Source organism: Halomonas caseinilytica (genome assembly GCF_001662285.1).
Lineage (GTDB): Bacteria > Pseudomonadota > Gammaproteobacteria > Pseudomonadales > Halomonadaceae > Halomonas > Halomonas caseinilytica.
Genome location: NZ_BDEO01000001.1, coordinates 192,775 through 209,119, shown reverse-complemented (window position 1 = coordinate 209,119; position 16,345 = coordinate 192,775). Strand labels below are relative to the sequence as shown.

The 16,345-nt window shown below is 63.3% G+C and carries 19 protein-coding genes; 5 read left to right on the top strand and 14 right to left on the bottom strand.

The window, feature by feature from the left end; genetic code table 11:
* Positions 1-202: 202 nt before the first annotated feature.
* The 8 genes from HSDC_RS00900 to HSDC_RS00870 all read right to left on the bottom strand — a co-directional run bounded on the left by HSDC_RS00900 (position 203) and on the right by HSDC_RS00870 (position 7,738).
* Complete coding sequence (locus HSDC_RS00900) at positions 203-415, bottom strand: hypothetical protein (RefSeq protein ID WP_064698046.1); 213 nt, start codon at positions 413-415, stop codon at positions 203-205.
* Between the two features lie 138 nt (positions 416-553).
* Positions 554-952, bottom strand: a complete 399-nt coding sequence (fos, locus tag HSDC_RS00895) for a fosfomycin resistance glutathione transferase (protein ID WP_064698045.1) — start codon at positions 950-952, stop codon at positions 554-556.
* Positions 953-1,038: 86 nt separating this feature from the next.
* Positions 1,039-1,362 carry a cytidine deaminase gene (locus HSDC_RS17070; RefSeq protein WP_211612768.1) on the bottom strand — a complete coding sequence of 108 codons (324 nt, stop codon included), beginning with the start codon at positions 1,360-1,362 and terminating at the stop codon, positions 1,039-1,041.
* A 445-nt stretch (positions 1,363-1,807) separates the two neighbouring features.
* Positions 1,808-2,173: a glutaredoxin family protein gene (locus HSDC_RS00890; protein WP_064698044.1), complete on the bottom strand. Its 366-nt coding sequence runs from the start codon at positions 2,171-2,173 to the stop codon at positions 1,808-1,810.
* A gap of 63 nt (positions 2,174-2,236) precedes the next feature.
* Positions 2,237-3,208, bottom strand: coding sequence for a LacI family DNA-binding transcriptional regulator (locus HSDC_RS00885; RefSeq protein WP_064698043.1), 972 nt, complete (start codon positions 3,206-3,208; stop codon positions 2,237-2,239).
* Positions 3,209-3,358: 150 nt separating this feature from the next.
* Positions 3,359-4,423: a Gfo/Idh/MocA family protein gene (locus HSDC_RS00880; RefSeq protein WP_244534415.1), complete on the bottom strand. Its 1,065-nt coding sequence runs from the start codon at positions 4,421-4,423 to the stop codon at positions 3,359-3,361.
* On the bottom strand, positions 4,423-5,202 hold the full coding sequence (locus HSDC_RS00875) for a ThuA domain-containing protein (RefSeq protein ID WP_064698041.1): 780 nt from the start codon (positions 5,200-5,202) through the stop codon (positions 4,423-4,425). The genes HSDC_RS00880 and HSDC_RS00875 overlap by 1 nt, the downstream gene beginning before the upstream one ends.
* Positions 5,203-5,452: 250 nt before the next feature.
* The gene (locus tag HSDC_RS00870; protein WP_064698610.1) at positions 5,453-7,738 is read right to left on the bottom strand and encodes a mechanosensitive ion channel family protein; all 2,286 of its coding nucleotides are present in this window, start codon (positions 7,736-7,738) and stop codon (positions 5,453-5,455) included.
* 125 nt (positions 7,739-7,863) lie between these two features.
* Here HSDC_RS00870 and HSDC_RS00865 point away from each other — a divergent pair, with 125 nt between their 5' ends.
* Together HSDC_RS00865 and HSDC_RS00860 are read left to right on the top strand one after the other, a co-directional pair.
* Positions 7,864-8,856 (top strand): amidoligase family protein, encoded by a 993-nt coding sequence (locus tag HSDC_RS00865; RefSeq protein WP_064698040.1) that lies wholly within the window; start codon positions 7,864-7,866, stop codon positions 8,854-8,856.
* Positions 8,856-9,524, top strand: coding sequence for a gamma-glutamyl-gamma-aminobutyrate hydrolase family protein (locus HSDC_RS00860; protein WP_064698039.1), 669 nt, complete (start codon positions 8,856-8,858; stop codon positions 9,522-9,524). Before HSDC_RS00865 ends, HSDC_RS00860 begins: the two co-directional genes overlap by 1 nt.
* Positions 9,525-9,606: 82 nt before the next feature.
* On the opposite strand, the gene HSDC_RS00855 is transcribed toward HSDC_RS00860, so the two are convergent.
* Positions 9,607-10,038: an OsmC family protein gene (locus HSDC_RS00855; protein ID WP_064698038.1), complete on the bottom strand. Its 432-nt coding sequence runs from the start codon at positions 10,036-10,038 to the stop codon at positions 9,607-9,609.
* Positions 10,039-10,212: 174 nt separating this feature from the next.
* Between HSDC_RS00855 and HSDC_RS00850 the strand changes: the two genes are divergently transcribed.
* Positions 10,213-11,097 (top strand): aldo/keto reductase, encoded by an 885-nt coding sequence (locus HSDC_RS00850; protein ID WP_064698037.1) that lies wholly within the window; start codon positions 10,213-10,215, stop codon positions 11,095-11,097.
* On the opposite strand, the gene HSDC_RS00845 is transcribed toward HSDC_RS00850, so the two are convergent.
* From HSDC_RS00845 to HSDC_RS00835, 3 genes are read right to left on the bottom strand one after another with little or no spacing between them, the layout of a single operon-like run.
* Positions 11,094-11,762 carry an FMN-binding negative transcriptional regulator gene (locus HSDC_RS00845; protein WP_064698036.1) on the bottom strand — a complete coding sequence of 223 codons (669 nt, stop codon included), beginning with the start codon at positions 11,760-11,762 and terminating at the stop codon, positions 11,094-11,096. The two genes, HSDC_RS00850 and HSDC_RS00845, sit on opposite strands and share 4 nt — an antisense overlap.
* A 10-nt stretch (positions 11,763-11,772) precedes the next feature.
* Entirely contained in the window at positions 11,773-12,528 is a 756-nt protein-coding gene (locus HSDC_RS00840; RefSeq protein WP_064698035.1) for a GNAT family N-acetyltransferase, read from the bottom strand.
* Between the two features lie 12 nt (positions 12,529-12,540).
* Positions 12,541-12,987, bottom strand: coding sequence for a GNAT family N-acetyltransferase (locus HSDC_RS00835; RefSeq protein WP_064698034.1), 447 nt, complete (start codon positions 12,985-12,987; stop codon positions 12,541-12,543).
* 47 nt (positions 12,988-13,034) lie between these two features.
* Here HSDC_RS00835 and pdxR point away from each other — a divergent pair, with 47 nt between their 5' ends.
* Positions 13,035-14,555, top strand: coding sequence for a MocR-like pyridoxine biosynthesis transcription factor PdxR (gene pdxR, locus HSDC_RS00830; RefSeq protein WP_425292848.1), 1,521 nt, complete (start codon positions 13,035-13,037; stop codon positions 14,553-14,555).
* A 36-nt stretch (positions 14,556-14,591) separates the two neighbouring features.
* Here the strand turns inward: pdxR and HSDC_RS00825 are convergent, their stop codons facing one another.
* Entirely contained in the window at positions 14,592-15,146 is a 555-nt protein-coding gene (locus HSDC_RS00825; RefSeq protein ID WP_064698032.1) for a DUF1415 domain-containing protein, read from the bottom strand.
* Positions 15,147-15,311: 165 nt separating this feature from the next.
* Between HSDC_RS00825 and HSDC_RS16305 the strand changes: the two genes are divergently transcribed.
* Positions 15,312-15,590, top strand: coding sequence for a YdeI/OmpD-associated family protein (locus HSDC_RS16305; protein WP_342039349.1), 279 nt, complete (start codon positions 15,312-15,314; stop codon positions 15,588-15,590).
* 65 nt (positions 15,591-15,655) lie between these two features.
* On the opposite strand, the gene nfi is transcribed toward HSDC_RS16305, so the two are convergent.
* Positions 15,656-16,336, bottom strand: coding sequence for a deoxyribonuclease V (gene nfi / locus HSDC_RS00820; RefSeq protein ID WP_137055157.1), 681 nt, complete (start codon positions 16,334-16,336; stop codon positions 15,656-15,658).
* Positions 16,337-16,345 lie beyond the last annotated feature (9 nt).

Below are 16,345 nucleotides of genomic sequence, written 5' to 3'. Positions count from 1 at the left end.
GGACTCACATTCACCGCTTTGCGCCAACGGCCCATGATGGGTCGTTGGCGGAACAGGGTGAGGAAAGAGAACGAAGGCGCTACCAACGCCTGACGAGTGACTCCTTTCGGACAGGGATGGAGTTTCGACCAGATCGGAGGCTTGCTTGAGGTACCGCTTTCGTTCAAGTCAGACGAAAGAAAATTTATCAGTCTAAAAGCAGTTATTGTGTATTGTTCGCACGCTTTAGCAGCGTCAATGCCTCATCGAAAACCTCTTCCACATAAGCTCGATTTCCAACGTCGCTTGGGAGGGAGGCTTTATCCCCTTCCACCCCCTCGATCATTTCTTGGATCATGCCTGGACGCTCCAACTCGAGGCGCTGAAAGAGTCCAGTCAATAGATACAGAGATGCATCGGCTTTCGGGTTGCTCATCGACAGCTCCTCATACTTCGTGAAAAATCACAAACCACGATAACGATTTTCAGGTTTTTCTTTTTAACGACCAGTCTTAATCAAACTTATAGCCGCTAAGAAACGGCAAGACCACCCTACCGCTAAGTCTCTACAATTTCAGCACCATACCAGCCCCTGATAAGGAGAGCTCTCCAGCTCAGCCAGACGGCTCGACAATGAACCACAATGAAGCTCAAGGCGATGTCCATTTGGATCGAAAATATACATAGAATCACCCTCACTGGTATTTTTCTTCCATTCTTCCACGCCCGCCGATTGCAGCCTGGTACGCAACTCCGAAAGCTCGTTTTCAGCGATACTGAAAGCAACGTGCGTATAGTCGTTGGCGGGCACAGGCTCTCCCAGACTCAAACACAGCCAAGTATCGCCTGCAGTCAGATAAGCGCCAGTGTCCCAGAACACATGTAACTCCATCCCCAGCAGGTCACGATAGAATTTAATGGAATCATTCAAATTCCTGACCGAAAAGGTAATATGATTGGTGCCTGTAATCATTCAATTGATCCTGCCGAAATACAAAATTCGCGATAGCCGCCAAGCGTAGTGATATCTAGGGCCTTAGGTTCGAACCGTTTGCGACATTATGGCTCGCCACCATCGCCCCCTGTCCAATGAAAAGGCTGCAGCTCCCGAACCGATTTAAATATTACCTCATTTTCCGGATTCGTAATCGCAGCCAGTACATTGCCACCCCAGTAAAGGAGTCGCTCCTGACAGATTCCGCAAGGTGAAAGAATCTTGAAGTCGGAGCATTCATCATCACGGCAGATGCATAGCGAGTGAGTAATGGCCTCATCAAGTTCATGTGCTTCAAGATACGCACCGACCTCCACACAGAGTGCTAACGCATCGTTCTTTGTGTCCGGTGCAACACTGATAATTATTCGTCCGGAGGAAGTTCTCACAGCCGAAGCGCCTCACCACCCATACGGGTACCGCTCCTGCACAAGATCAACCGCGGCACGATATAGATCCATCTCAACGCTCATGCCGAATTCTTAAATAACTATCAAAGCTCCTAGATAGCATACTTAACTTCCTTCTTAAACAGACTTTCAAGACGTTTACTTCGCCAGCTACACCCAATCATTCCAGTGACAGTTACCCTACTATATAGCACCGCTATACGTGCGTACGGACTCTGCCGGCAGGTCAGCCCTCGACAGTAACGACCGTGATAGTGCCGTGGTTGTCTCTCTTGGCGATGCCCCGATGCAGGTGGGCGCGGATCCCCTCTGTGCATCAGGCCTGCCGGTCAATAGGCTGAGAAACCAGCGATATAAGCGAACTGCAGGGGGCATGCCAAAGGTATAAACCTGGGCCACACAAGGCTCACCGAGGCTCCCCGCCCTATTCACCGAAGCGTCGACGCAGGTAGCCGATGATGTCGCTGGATTCGTACAGCCAGCGTGTCTCACCGCCCTCTTCGATGCGCAGGCAGGGCACCTGCGCCTTGCCGCCGCCTTCCAGCAATGCCCGACGATGTTCGGGGTCGAGCCGGATGTCGCGAATCTCGATCGTCAGGGCGAGACGAGTAAGCTCGCGACGCACCCGCACGCAGTAGGGGCAACTCCAGAACTGGTAGAGCGCCAGACTCTCGCAGGCCTGGTCAGTCCGGGCCTGCTCGGATTCGTCGCGCACGACTTCGCGGCGGGTGCCGAGCTTCTCGGCCACCCATACCACCGGCGCCAGCAATGTCTGGATCAGCGATCGCATGATGGTGTCCTCCTGCTCTCAGGGTACGGTGCGAGCCGCCAGTACTGCCAGCCGCACCTCCGTTCAACCGGTCTCGCGAACCACCAGTTCCACCGGCATCGAGACATGTCGCGGCGGCTTGCCTGCCTGGGCCTCTCCCAGCAGGTCGACGCTCATGGCGGCAATACCGGCGATGTCCTGGCGCACCGTGGTCAGGCCTTCGGCCAGGGTCGGCAGGTCGTCGAAGCCGGTGACCGCCACCTCGCCGGGTACGTTCAGGCCATGATCTTCCAGGGCCGTCAGACAGCCCCGGGCAAGCTCGTCGGTCTCGCAGACCAAGCCGTCATAGGCGCGTGGCTCTCGATCGAGGCGCCGACTCAGCCAGCGGTAACCGGTCAGGGCCGGATCCAGGTTGGGCGGAATGTCGATCAGTTCGGCCTCGAAGCCAGCCTCGTCGAGCGCCTGGCGATAGCCGTCCAGGCGGTGCTGGCTGTGTGGGCTCGTCAGCTCGTCGCCGACGAAGGCGATGCGCCGACGCCCTTTCTCGATCAGGTGGCGGGTGGCCAGGTAGATGCCGTGACGATCCTCCGGCGCCACCGAGAATCCCTCACCGGCCAGTCCGATGCGCACGAAGGGCACGCGGTGAGACCTCATCAGTTCGGGACGCGGGTCGTCGGCGAACTCACCGAGCAGGATGGCGGCGCCGGCCTGTTCGGGCAGGGTCGCCGTGCGGTCGTGGGCGAAGAAGATCGGTACCATGCCCTGGCGGTGCAGCGCCACGGTCAGGTGCTGGTAGAGCAGGATGTAGTAAGGCCGCAACTCGAAGTCGCGACGCCCCAGCGAGATACCCACCACCGCGGCCTTGCCGCTGATCAACTGGCGGGCAGCGGCACTGGGCCGGTACTCGACGTCGCGACTGATGGTGAGGATACGATCGCGCAACGCCTCGCTGATGCCTGGCTTGTCGTTGAGCGCGCGGCTGACCGAGGCGATGGAGACGCCCGCCCGCCGTGCGATTTCCCGAATGTTGGCCGTCTTCGACGGTTGTCTGCTCATCGCCTGCCTCGTCACCGGGCGGCCGGCCTCGCGCCGACCGCCATTCTCTGCGGCCACCGATTGTGCCCGATCGGACGAATCGCTGCGACAGCGCCTCACTCACCGCCCCGGCATGGCGGGCCATGATGAATATCAGCGGGCCGATACGGCTCAGGCAGACGGGCTCTGGAGCGCCTCCAGGTGCAGGATGCCGCCTCGAGCGTCGGAGTCGAAACAGGCATCCAGCACACGCTGCAAGACCGCGCCGCGGGCGAAGTCGGGCTGGTCGTTGACGCCGCTTTCGATGCTATCGACGAAACGCTGATAGATGCTCGGCGTGGGCGGCGCCGTGATGTCGACCCAACGCGCAGGATGGACGTCCTCGCCTAGGCACACCTGCACCCGGTCACGCGCCGCATCGAGGTCGACGCGCAGCGCACCGCGATCGCCATGGACCGAGAGCGTCAGCGAGTTGTGATGGCCGGTGGCCCAACGGGTGGCCTGAACGGTGCCCAGCGCGCCACCGGCGAATTCCACCTGCATCAAAGCGCTGTCGTTGGCGTCGAGGGAATACTCGCCGATGCGATTGTCCGGAGCCTTGTCGAAGCACTTTAGGCGGCAGGTCACCGCGGCGATGTCGCCTACCGGGAAGCTGGCGAAGTCGAGGATGTGCACTCCCACGTCGCCCAGTACCCCCTTGCTGCCGTGCGCTTCGGAGAGGCGCCACAGCCACTGGCTGTCCTGATCCCAGCGCCCCCAGGCATCGCTCACCAGCCAACTCTGGCGATAGCTGGCATCAACGTGCATCACCCGCCCCAGCCGGCCTTCGGCGACCAGCTCGCGGGCGAGCTGGATCGCCGGGGCGTCGCGATAGCTGAGGTTGACCATGTTGATCACGCCGGCTTCGCGGGCCGCCGCCGCCATCTCGTCAGCATCGGTGGCATTGGTGGCCAGGGGCTTCTCGCAGAGGACATGCTTGCCGGCGGCGATGGCGGCAAGTGTTGTCGCCTTGTGCACCCCGTCCGGGGTGACATTGCTCACCGCATCGATGTCGTCGCGGGCCAGCATGGCCTCGAGATCGGTGTAGACCGCGGAAATGCCGTGCTCGGCGGCAAAGGTATGTGCCTTGTCGCCATCCAGGTCGCAGACCGCCACGACCTCGACATCCGCGATCTCCTGGAACCGCTGGGCGTGCTGGCCGGCCATGCCGCCGGCGCCGATGATCGCCAGACGCATCACTTGAAGCCCTCCTCACCCGGTTTGTGCAGACCTTCGCCCTTCACTTCCACCGGGTTCGGCGCCTGGTCGGGCGGCACGTTGGGGCAGCTGTCGATCCAACGCGAGCCTTCCGGGCACGCCCACTTCACGCCGTTCTTGAGGACCCGGCGCACCTGCTCGTCGTAGTAGATCGGATAGGTCTCGTGACCGGGGCCGAAGTAAAAGATCTTGCCGTTGCCGCGCTTATAGGTGAGTCCGGAGCGGAACACCTCACCGCCTTCGAAGGCGCTGATGAACACGACCTCGTCGGGGTTGGGCACCGCGAAGGGCTCGCCGTACATCTCGCTATGCGGCAGCTCGAAGTAGTTGCCCAGGCCCTGGACGATCGGATGGCCGGGATTGACGACCCACAGCCGCTCACGCTCGCCGGCCTCGCGCCACTTCAGCGAACAGGTGGTACCCATCAGGCGCTTGAAGATCCTGGAGTAGTGGGCAGAGTGCAGCACCAGCAGCCCCATGCCTTGCAGCACCCGGGCCTGAACCCGGTCGACGGTCTCGTCACGAACGTCGCCATGGGCGGCATGCCCCCACCACAGCAACACGTCGGTATCCTCGAGCAGCGCTTCGGGCAGCCCCTGCTCGGGGTCCTGCAGAGTGACGGCGCGGGCCTCGATCTGCGGGTCCTCGTTGAGCCCGGCGGCGATGCAGGCATGCATACCCTCGGGATAGATGCGCGCTACCACCTCGTTGGTCTGTTCGTGGACGTTCTCGCCCCAGACCGTAACCTTGATCGTCATGGCTTGGTTCCTCCTGGCATGGCCTGATGGATGATGTCGATACCGCCGATGTCAGTGACATCTAAAAAGTAAACGCTTACGCCCTTAGAGTAAACGTTTACCTACTACCACCATGGTCGCATCTGACGCCAAGCCTTCACATTGCCCGACGCAGCATGTCACAACCGAGAAATAACCGAAGCGCGACCGGGCCCGGCACTTGGCCGGGCCCGATCATGCACAGGCGAGAAGCCCCGAGGAGAGGCCGCTATCAGGTGCCGGGATCCGGCGAGGCGCCACGGGCACTGGTCGCGCCGGTCGGATCGGCGATACCCGCCTCACCGGGATCGCGGCCTGATGCATCCCGTTCGTCGCCCCGCTCGCTGCTGCCGTCGAGCCGGCCACCACCACGCCCTTCCATGCTGACGCTGAGGCGCGGCACGCCAAGATCGATCTCCAGCTCTTCCATGCGCTGCTTGAGCAGCAGATTGAAGGCCCGAGCCACATCCCACTGCATCTCGGGCGCGGTGCGAAAGCGCATGCGCAGGATCGGACAACCATCCTCGAACGCATGGATGCCCTGCATCTCCAGCGGCGACCAGATGTGGTGGCGCATCATCGGATCCTGTCGCAACGCCCGGGCGGTTTCGTGCATCAACGTGATGGCATCGTCGATCTTCATGTCGTAGGGAATGCGGATCTTCATCAGGGCGATGCCGAACTGGCGCGACATGTTATGGATCGAGTCGATACGGCTGAAGGTGATGATGTGCACGATGCCATCCAGATCACGCAGCCTCACGGTGCGCAGGGTCAGCCCCTCGACGGTGCCCATGTGGCCATTGATCTTCACGAAGTCGTCCACCGCCAGGGAGTCCTCGATGAGGATGAAGATGCCGGTGATCAAATCCTGCACCAGGGTCTGGGCACCGAAGCCGATGGCCAGGCCGATCACACCGGCACCCGCCAGCAGCGGCGTGACGTTGACGCCCAGATTGGCAAGCCCGACGATCGCGGCAATGATCACGATGGTGGCGAAGATGACGTTGCGGATCATCGGCGTGATGGTCTGGGCGCGCGCCTGATTGACCCGACGCCCACGGGAGCGGGCCGACGACACCAAGGCGCGCTGGATCGCCGTATCGGCGAAGATCCACACCAGCCAGGCCAGCAGAATGGTGAAGCCGATACCCAGCAGCGCCTGGCCGATGCGCACGCTGGCCACCCCTTGGGTGCCAATGCCGATCAAGGAAGCGCCCCATACCTGCAGCGACAGCTCGGCGAAGGCAAACCAGGCCAGGGCATGGCCCAGCGCATAGCCGAAGCGCTCGAGCCGACGCCGATACTCGCTCTGGCGCCGGCGCTTCGAGCGCCGCTCGGCATGCCGACGCAACAGCCCCGCCACGACCAGCGTCAGCACCAGCAGGGCGGCGGAAATGATCGAACGCGCCAGCGCCGTACCGACATCACCACCGGTGACGAAGATCGCCAGCAGCGAACCACCCACCAGCAGCAGCGCCGGCACATGCCAGAGGCCGCCCACCACCCGGATCACCTCCGAAGAGCTACCCTTCTCGCGCCGATGAGAGTAGGGCCGATTGCGTATCAGGTGCTTGATGGGACGCTTGAACCGCAGGATGAAACGTCCACTCAACACGGCCGCCAGGGTATTGGCCAGCACCGAGCACAGGCTGGCCAGATCGAGGCCGATGAGTTCGGTGAGCCGCGAGGAATTGAGGGCATCGCCCAGGGCAATCAAGGCGCCGATCATGAACAGCGGCCGCAGGCTCTGATGCTGCAGGATCCGCACGGCGACGAAACGATGCCCGCGCGTGAACACCGCGATGACCGACTCCACCACCACCGCCAGGGTCCGACCACACAGCGCGACATAAGCAATGACCAGGGCGCCCGTACGCCCGGCACTGCTCGGCACCAGTTGCGCGATGCCCATCGTCAACGCGAAGGCCAAGGCCCAGGGCAGCATGCGCCGCAGGAAATGGATCGCGAGCAGATGCGCCTTGGGTTCGCGCGGCAGGTCCAATGGCCAGCCACGACGCCCGGCCAGCATCCGCCCCAGGGCAATGAAGATCACCAGCAGGCCGCCCCAGATCGCCACCAGCACGGTCAGTTCGATGACGAAGCGCGCCAGCTCGGCATTGCCGGTCTGTACCACCAGCTCGGAAAGGTCTCGCCACCCTTCGCTCAACTGGAGTCGCCAGCCATCCAGAGGCGATCGGCCCGCCTCGGCCTGCTTTCCCAACTCATTGAAGGTGTCGGCGAGCGCCCCCAGCAGGCCCTGCTGGGAGGTGATGCCATTCTGCTCGGCCGCCGGTTGATTGGCCTGGCGCAACGCCTCCAGGCTCTCCAGCAGTTCCTGTCGCTTGGTGTCGTCCTGCAGGGTGGAAATGACCTCGTCCAGCGAGGCCTGGAACGCCTGGGGATCATGATTCTCCGACTGCTTGGCATTCGCCAGACTCGACAATGGCGAGGGCTGCGCCGCCACGAACAGCGGCAGCATCAACAAAAGCAGCGTCAACAGGCCACGCAGGACCATCGAGAAGCGATGCACGATGAGCAACGTCGGTCTCCATCCAGAGAGTCATGGTATAACGGCATATCCTGACATAAAGAGGTTCAGACGTATGTTAGGCTGCCGAAATCTGACAACAGGATGCCGTCATGACGCCGCAACCGCCACCCATCCCCGATAACGATGACGGCCAGACTCGCCGAGTCGGTGTCGAGATCGAGTTCGCCGGCCTGCCGCCGAAGGAAACGGCTCACCTGGTCCAGACCCTGTTCGGCGGTGATCTCGAAGCGATCAGCGCGCATCGGCTCAAGGTCAGGAATACCCGCTGGGGCGACTTCGGCATCGAGCTGGACACCCAGTACGCTCATCCGGATCACCAGCGGCTCGATACCGAGGCCTATCGTGACAGCGAGTGGGAGCGAATGCGTCAGGACTTTCATGCCCGCACCCGCGAGCTGATCGGTGACGTGGTCACCGGCCTGGTTCCCACCGAGATCGTCTGCCCGCCGGTGCCCTGGAACGAGCTCGACGACCTCGACACCCTGTTCGATGCCTTGCGTCGTCATGGCGCCAAGGGCACCGACGCCAGCCTGCTCTATGGTTTCGGCCTGCATCTCAATCCCGAGGCTCCCAGCCTGGAAGTCGACGACGTCCTGGCTTGCCTGCGGGCCTATCTGCTCACGGCACGCTGGCTACGCGAACAGATTCACGTCGATATCACCCGGGAGGTCCTGCCACACGCCAACCCCTTCTCGCGGACCTACGCACTCAAGGTGCTGGACCCGGACTACCAGCCGGACCTGCGGACGCTGATCGACGATTATCTGGAGCACAACCCGACCCGTAACCGGGAACTCGACCTGTTACCGCTGTTCGCCTATCTCGACCCGACGCATCCTCATGAACTCTTGAGCGACCATCTCGTTCAGGCTCGCCCGACCTACCACTATCGTCTGCCCAACGCCCAACTCTCCGAGGCTGACTGGGGCGCCAGCCTGGAGTGGAACCGCTGGCTGGAGGTCGAGAAGCTGGCCGCCGCCCCGGACACCCTGGCCGAGCGCAGTGCCCAGTATCTCGCGCGCCATCGTCCCGCCTGGCCGCGCCGTTACTGGTTCGCCCTGCGCCGGAGGCTGGGATACTGATGGTCAGGCGTCCATTGATCGGCATCACCACCTCCGACCGCAAGAGCCGCATTGCCTGGTGGTTCGACTGGCTCGCCGTCCGGCGTCACGGAGGACGGCCACTGCGACTCTCGCCATCACGCCCTGTCCCCCGCCATCTCGACGGGCTGATCATCGGCGGCGGCGATGATATCCAGGCGCATCTCTACGGCGCCGAAATGCATCTCGATGTACGCGTCGATCCCGAACGCGACGATCTCGAACTGCAACTGCTCGAACGCTTCATTCCCGGTGGCATCCCGGTGCTCGGCATCTGCCGCGGCGCCCAGCTGATCAACGTGCACCTGGGCGGTACCCTGGACCCCGATATCTACACGACCCACGAGGGCCTGAAGCCCCGACGCACCGTGCTACCCCGCAAGACCGTGGACATCGTCGGCGACAGCCAGCTCAACCGGATTCTCAGGGTCACCTGGTGTCGCATCAACAGCCTCCATCACCAGGCGGTGCAGCGCGCCGGCGACGGCATCGAGATCGTCGCCCGTGACCGTGACGGCCTGGTCCAGGGTATCGAATCCCGCCATCACGATTTTCTGATCGGCGTGCAATGGCACCCTGAGTGGCTGATCTTCAACCGCCCCCAGCAACGCCTGATCCGCGCCCTGGTCGACGCCGCCCGCCGGTCATGAACGCTCGGCCCGAAACCGGTTCCCCGAAACAAGAAAAGGCCACCCGAGGGTGGCCTTTGTCCTGAGAGGTCAGCAAGGGCGACTACGATTCCAGCTTAGCGTCCAGGCTGATCTCGGCATTGAACAGCTTGGACACCGGGCACCCAGCCTTGGCCTTGTTGGCGGCGTCCTCGAAGGCCGCCTCATCGGCACCGGGAACGCTGGCACGGGTCTCCAGATGAATCGCGGTGATGCTGAAGCCGCCCGAATCCTCTTCCAGCGAAACCGTCGCCTGAGTGGCGATGCGTTCCGGCGTATAGCCCGCCTCGCCGAGAATCATCGACAACGCCATCGAGTAACAACTGGCATGGGCCGCCCCGATCAGTTCCTCGGGATTGGAGCCACCCTCGCCTTCGAAACGCTTGGCGAAACTGTAGGACACCTCATCGAGCACGCCACTCTGGGTGGATACCGTGCCCTTGCCATCCTTGAGGCCGCCCTGCCAGACGGCGCTTCCATTCTTCTTGATGCTCATGTCGACTCCTCTATGTTGGGGTGGGTCGCAGCGTTGCTCCTACACCATAGATCATTGGGATGACCCTTCCAGGACACAAGGACGCGCATTGCATCCTGAACGGCCTGCGACCAGAATATATGGAAAACACTTCCAAAACCACTGGTCGCCAATATCCACCAATGAGGATACGTCATGACGACTTCTTCCCGCGTTACCCTCGCTGCCACCTCCCATGAAGCCGCCATCGAACTTCCCGCCATCGGCCAGGGCACCTGGTTCATGGGAGAAGGCCTGGCGCCTCGCGCCGACGAGGTACGTGCCCTTCGGCAAGGGCTGGACCTCGGCCAGACGCTGATCGATACCGCCGAGATGTACGGCGACGGCGGCGCCGAGGAAGTGGTCGGCGAGGCGCTCCGCGGCCGCCGTGACGATGCTTTCCTAGTCTCCAAGGTCTACCCTTGGAATGCCGGGCGCGACCACGCCATCGCCGCTTGCGAACGCAGCCTGCAACGCCTGGGTACCGACTATCTGGATCTCTATCTGCTGCACTGGCCCGGCGGCATTCCGCTGGACGAGACCCTGGAAGCCTTCGATCGGCTACGCGAATCCGGTAAGATCCGCCGTTTCGGCGTATCCAACTTCGACATCGACGACATGCAGGCACTGAGCGCAACGCCGGGCGGTGGCGACTGCACCGTCAACCAGGTGCTCTACCACCTCGGCTCACGGGGTATCGAGCACTCGCTGCGCCCCTGGCAACGCGAGCATGGCATGCCACTGATGGGCTACTGCCCGCTGGCCCAGGCCGGCCGCCTGCGCCGCCGGCTGCTCGATCATCCCGACATCACGGCACTGGCCGCCGAGCGCGACCTGACTCCGGCCCAGTTGCTGCTGGCCTGGGCCATTCGCCCGGTAGACGGCCAACGCGATGTCATCGCCATTCCCAAGGCGGTACAACCGCAGCATGTGCGCGACAATGCCGCCGTCCTCGAGGTCGCTCTTGACGACGATGCCCTGGCCCGGCTCGATGCCGCCTTTCCGGCACCGGAACGCAAGGAGCCACTGGATATCGTCTAATCGCTTGCGAAGCTTGATGACGAGATGCCGCCGAGGCTGGCGGCATCTCGTTCGTTGACGCCATACTCGTCCCGCAGGCCTCGCTGGATCGCCCGACGTTCCTCGAGCGGCTTGTGCTGGCTCGCCTTGCGCTTGCCCGTCAGGCGCTCGACGGAGATCTCGATCCCGACGATGGCGCGGCACATCGCCGCGATGTAATCGTCGGGGGCATCATCGACCCGCCAGGGTCTCTGCCGCTCGCCTTCGAAGCGTTCAGTGAGCGCGGTCACCATCTCGCGCAGCCAATGTGGATCGTCGATCAGGCGCAGCCAGCCATGCGCGTGCACCACCTGATAGTTCCAGGTCGGCACCACCTTGCCGTGCTCACGCTTGGCCGGATACCAGCTCGGCGTGATATAGGCCTGAGGCCCATGAAAGATCGCCAGGGCCTCGATGCCCTCCTGGAAGCTCGCAAGCCTTTTGACAAGCGGATTGGCGCGCGCGATATGGCCACACAAGGTATCCGCTGGCCACTCGTCTCCCGCCGGTGTCAGCAACAATGGCAAGTGATCGGCACTCAGCTCGCCGGATGCATCACGGGTTACCAGCGTAGCGAAAGGCGCCTCCTCGATGGCCCGATGACATTCGGCACGACTGTCGATGCGAAACTGGGGCGGCTGATACATGATTAGCCTCTCAAGCTGGGGAAAGATCGTGACGCAGGGCGGCCGTCATCGACGTGAGCGAACGATGCTGGCGGCCCGTGGCGTCAAAGTTCTCGGGGGCCAGCCAGCGGCGGTGGCACTCGCGAATCGCCGGCCACTCACCATCCAAAAGCGAGAACCAGGCCGTATCCCGGTTTCGCCCGGCCACGACCCGGTGCTGACGAAAAATGCCCTCGAAGCGGAAACCGAGCCGCTCGGCGGCGCGGCGCGATGGCGCATTCAGGGCATCGCACTTCCATTCGAGACGCCGATATCCCTTGTCGAAGGCATTGGCCATCATCAGCATCAGCGCTTCACTGGATATCGGAGTCCGTGCCATGCGGGGCGAGAAGCTCAGATGGCCGATCTCGATGCAACCATCGCCCGGCACGATATTGAGATACGCGGCCATGCCCACCGCCTGCCCCTCGGTGGCATCGACGACGGCGTAACACCGCATGTCCGGGGCTGCACTCATGCGGGCCAGCCAGTCTCGACAGCCGATCGCGTCGTCGAAGGGACGGCCACCCAGATAGGTCCAGCGGGCGCACGCCTCGGTGTCGTTGTCGATCTCCGGGGCCGGCACCTGCCACGCCTGCCACAGAGCCTCGGCATGGCGGGCGGCGTCCAGCGGTTCCAGTCGGCAGAAACGCCCTGCCAGGCATTCGGCACCAGGTTCTGACGGCGGTTGCCAATGCGGGAGACCGGAACCGACCGGCTGGCCATAGTCATTGATTTCATGGGTCATGGCATCACGCTCTCAGATCGTCAGCAGGTAAGTATCGAAGACCGCGTCGCGCTGCCAGCCAAGCGCATGGTAGCGGGCCTTGGCCGTCTCGTTGTCGACCTGGGTGCGCAGCATCAGCTGCGATACACCATGGGCATGAGCCCGTTCGCGAGCCGCTTCCAGCAAGGCGCTCCCGGCGCCCTGGCGGCGAGCTTCGGGGATGACGAACAGATCGTTGAGGATCCAGCGTGACGCCAGGCTCGTCGTGGACGGGACCGGAAAGAGTTGCGCGAAGCCGATCGCATGATCGTCGTCATCGAGGGCCAGCAACACATGGGCATCGCCCTTTACGAGACGCTCGCTCATGAAACGGCGAGCACCGTCGACATCGCCGGGTTGGTGGTAGAACCGTCGATAGCCGTCGACCAGGGGCACCAGGTCGTCGAGGTGGGCGTGGGTAGCAGCACGAATCGTGATCATGGCAAGGCTCGCGTTCGGACATGACGAAGCCTCAGTCTGACGACATAATGGTTCCCCAAAAAGAACCAGTTTGGCCGATACATGGGGAACCAGTGGCTGATCCGAATGCCCACCGCCTCTGGATTCAGGAGGCACTGAATCTTCAACTGGCCGAGCCGGATGCCCGCACGCTCGGCCAGCGCCTTTACGACGCCCTGCGCGGAGGCATCCAGCAGGGCCGGCTCCCTGCGGGGAGTGCCCTGCCCTCGTCCCGGCAACTGGCGGCCGAGCTCGGCATTGGGCGCAACACGGTGCTGAGCGCGGTCGACCGCCTCGCCGCCGAAGGCTTTCTGGTGTCGCGTCCCGGTGCCGGCGTCTTCGTGGCCGACTGGCAGTGGGACCCGCAGACGCCCCTCGATGTCCCGCCGACGCCACCTGCGACGCTCTCGCACCGCGGCGAACGCCTCCTCGACTTCGCGACGCCTCCCAGCGCGCGGCATACGGCCTTCGCTCCGGGTGTGCCGGCACTGGATCGTTTTCCTCGCGAGCGCTGGCAACGCTTGCTGCGCCGTCACCAGCAGCGAGCCCCCATCGACTGGTTCGATTACCGGAATGAAGGCGGTGTGGAGACACTGCGCGAGGCACTGTGCGACTACCTGCGGTTATCGCGCTCGGTACGCTGCCAGCCGGAACAGATCCTGATCACCCAGGGCGCGCAGCAGGGCTTCGAGCTGATCGCGCGCCTGCTCGCCGATGTCGGCGATGCCGTCTGGCTGGAAGAGCCAGGCTACGGCGGCGCGCAGGCCTGCTTCACCGCGGCAGGCCTGACACTGCAGCCGGTGCCAGTCGACGACGAGGGCCTGAACGTCGCATCGCTGCCGCCCGAGGTGCCCTCCCCCAAACTGATCTACGTGACACCATCGCACCAGTACCCCAGCGGCGCTACCCTGTCGCTGACGCGACGCACGGCGCTGCTGGGACTTGCCCAGCAGCATGGCGCCTGGATCATCGAGGACGACTACGACAGCGAATTTCGCTACACCAGCGCGCCGATCGCCTCGCTCCAGGGACTGATGGACAACGCGCCGGTGATCTATGTCGGCACCTTCAGCAAGGTTCTCTATCCCGGGCTGCGGCTCGGCTACCTGGTACTGCCGCCGTCACTGGTGACGACCTTTCGGAGCGTCAATGCCCGCCTGCACCGGGAAGGACAGTACATCACCCAGGCAGCGCTTGCCGACTTCATCAGCGAAGGCCATTTCGCGCGCCACGTGGCACGCATGCGCCGGTGCTACCAGACTCGACAGGCCGCACTGCGACATGTACTGGCACCGGCAGTGGCACACGGGCTCGAACTCTCGTCCGGCCATGCAGGAATGCACCTGGTCGCCTACCTGGCCAGCCATGATCTGGAACGCGAGCTGCTCCGGCGAGGCAAGGAGGCCGGCCTGCGGTTATCGCCGCTTTCCGGCTATTACCTACGCGCCCCCGGCCAGCCGGGGCTGGTGCTTGGCTATGCCGGTGCCACGGAGGCCGAGATCGAGCGCTGCGGACGCTGGCTCGTCGAAGCCTGGCTGGCCCTGACCTGAGCGATGCAATCGGCCCTTCTCGGCAGCGGCCGAACGCTACCGCGCCGCTCCCCGCAACGCAGCCAGTGACGCGGCCAACCGTTCGGTGCCCAACGCCTGCATCCGGGCCTCGTTACGCACGGGGATTCCCTCGGGATCGGGGTAATGGGCCAAGGCCCGCTCGAGCCCGGCCTCGCGGATCAGATGCCACATCGGCCAGGGCGAGCGATTGGTGAAATTGCGCGGCGCATCCTCCGCCTCGCCTTCGAATTGATAGTCCGGGTGGAAGCTCGCCAACTGATAGATCCCTTCATAGCCCTGCTCCACCAGCAGCGACTCGGCCAGCCCCAGCGCATCCAGATAGTCGTCGAAATCCGCCAGCCCGTCGCTCAATACCAGCAGGGTCGTTTCGGTCTCGGGATGCGTATCGAGATGCCAGCACTCTTCCATCAATCGCAGCAGGGCAGCCTCCAGCCGTGCGGCCTCCACCGTCACATAGCGCACGCTGTCCCGGGCAATTTCGCGTCCCGCAAAGGGACAGACCTCACGGCCGACCACGAAGGATTCAACCCAGGCTCGGGTGGCGGAAAGCGGATCGGCATGGTGGGTCATGAGCGGGCTCGTCGGGAGAATGGAGAAGAATGGAAGCGCAGTATACCCGGTTTGAACCCGCGGAACGCGACGGGAAAACACGCCTCGTCTGAAGCGGAATGCTCGCTTCTGGCCAATCACCGCCAGTCGTTCTAGTCTGACGAGACCATCAAGCATCAATGACTCATGCGATGCCCCCTCATGATCCGAAAAACCATCTCCGCCGGTGTTGTACATGATGTCCCCGAGGACCTGCGACACGTCCTCGCCGGCGACAGCTCAGTGCTGGCGCTCTGGGAGGCCATTACGCCCATCGCGCGCAATGAGTGGATATGCTGGGTAGAAGACGCCAAGAAACCCGAGACGAGACACCGCCGCATCTCGCGAGTGAGCGCCGATCTCAAGGCGGGAAAGCGTCGCCCCTGCTGTTGGCCGGGATGCCCTCACAGGAACAAGGGAAAATAGCATCAACATCAGTGCCCTTGGCGTCCCATGCCGCACCGGAACCACGCCGGCGAAAGCAACCTCATCTACCCTCGCCGCGACGCTAGCCGATCCGCCAGGCGAGTCGGCTCGGGCAGCTTGGTGCGCCCCAGGCAAGCCGTCGCCCATTCCAGCGCCGTGGGCAGCGAAAGGCGGTGTCCGGGCGACACGAACACCGGCTTGACGCCGGTCCTGGAACGCAGCACCACGCCGATGGTCTCCTCGCCGTCCATGAGGGGCATCCAGTCGCCCCTCTCGTCTCCCGGCGTGGCGTGGCGACCGCAAAGCCGCGACTTGGCAACCCCGGTGGTCGGCAGGTCGAGCCATAGCCCCAGGTGGCTGGCCACGCCCAGCCGGCGCGGATGCGCGATGCCCTGACCGTCCACCATCACCAGTTCGGGCTTGGTCGTCAGCTTGTCGAAGGCGGCCAGGGCCGCCGGTACCTCACGAAACGACAACAGGCCGGGAATATAAGGCATGCGCGTCGGCTCGCGATGCACGACCTGCTCCACTACCTCGAACTCGCCGGGGGCGGCTGGCGGCCAGGCCAGCACGACCACCGCCGCACGCGTGATATCACCGCTCTCCTCGAAGCCGATATCCACACCGGCGATATGGCGAATCCTTTCGAGTCGATCTTCGAGTTCGACCCGGCCGGCCAGTTGCTTCTGCAGCTCGATAGCCGCTTTCGGCGCGAGGTTCCAGTCATGCAAGGGAGGATTGGACATTCGGGCTTC

Excerpts from the sequence above, each read along its gene's own strand:
- HSDC_RS00900 (WP_064698046.1), bottom strand. The coding sequence starts at position 415 with ATGAGCAACCCGAAAGCCGATGCATCTCTGTATCTATTGACTGGACTC.
- fos (WP_064698045.1), bottom strand. The coding sequence starts at position 952 with ATGATTACAGGCACCAATCATATTACCTTTTCGGTCAGGAATTTGAAT.
- HSDC_RS00890 (WP_064698044.1), bottom strand. The coding sequence starts at position 2,173 with ATGCGATCGCTGATCCAGACATTGCTGGCGCCGGTGGTATGGGTGGCC.
- HSDC_RS00885 (WP_064698043.1), bottom strand. The coding sequence starts at position 3,208 with ATGAGCAGACAACCGTCGAAGACGGCCAACATTCGGGAAATCGCACGG.
- HSDC_RS00880 (WP_244534415.1), bottom strand. The coding sequence starts at position 4,423 with ATGCGTCTGGCGATCATCGGCGCCGGCGGCATGGCCGGCCAGCACGCC.
- HSDC_RS00875 (WP_064698041.1), bottom strand. The coding sequence starts at position 5,202 with ATGACGATCAAGGTTACGGTCTGGGGCGAGAACGTCCACGAACAGACC.
- HSDC_RS00870 (WP_064698610.1), bottom strand. The coding sequence starts at position 7,738 with ATGGTCCTGCGTGGCCTGTTGACGCTGCTTTTGTTGATGCTGCCGCTG.
- HSDC_RS00865 (WP_064698040.1), top strand. The coding sequence starts at position 7,864 with ATGACGCCGCAACCGCCACCCATCCCCGATAACGATGACGGCCAGACT.
- HSDC_RS00860 (WP_064698039.1), top strand. The coding sequence starts at position 8,856 with ATGGTCAGGCGTCCATTGATCGGCATCACCACCTCCGACCGCAAGAGC.
- HSDC_RS00855 (WP_064698038.1), bottom strand. The coding sequence starts at position 10,038 with ATGAGCATCAAGAAGAATGGAAGCGCCGTCTGGCAGGGCGGCCTCAAG.
- HSDC_RS00850 (WP_064698037.1), top strand. The coding sequence starts at position 10,213 with ATGACGACTTCTTCCCGCGTTACCCTCGCTGCCACCTCCCATGAAGCC.
- HSDC_RS00845 (WP_064698036.1), bottom strand. The coding sequence starts at position 11,762 with ATGTATCAGCCGCCCCAGTTTCGCATCGACAGTCGTGCCGAATGTCAT.
- HSDC_RS00840 (WP_064698035.1), bottom strand. The coding sequence starts at position 12,528 with ATGACCCATGAAATCAATGACTATGGCCAGCCGGTCGGTTCCGGTCTC.
- HSDC_RS00835 (WP_064698034.1), bottom strand. The coding sequence starts at position 12,987 with ATGATCACGATTCGTGCTGCTACCCACGCCCACCTCGACGACCTGGTG.
- pdxR (WP_425292848.1), top strand. The coding sequence starts at position 13,035 with ATGGTTCCCCAAAAAGAACCAGTTTGGCCGATACATGGGGAACCAGTG.
- HSDC_RS00825 (WP_064698032.1), bottom strand. The coding sequence starts at position 15,146 with ATGACCCACCATGCCGATCCGCTTTCCGCCACCCGAGCCTGGGTTGAA.
- HSDC_RS16305 (WP_342039349.1), top strand. The coding sequence starts at position 15,312 with ATGCGATGCCCCCTCATGATCCGAAAAACCATCTCCGCCGGTGTTGTA.
- nfi (WP_137055157.1), bottom strand. The coding sequence starts at position 16,336 with ATGTCCAATCCTCCCTTGCATGACTGGAACCTCGCGCCGAAAGCGGCT.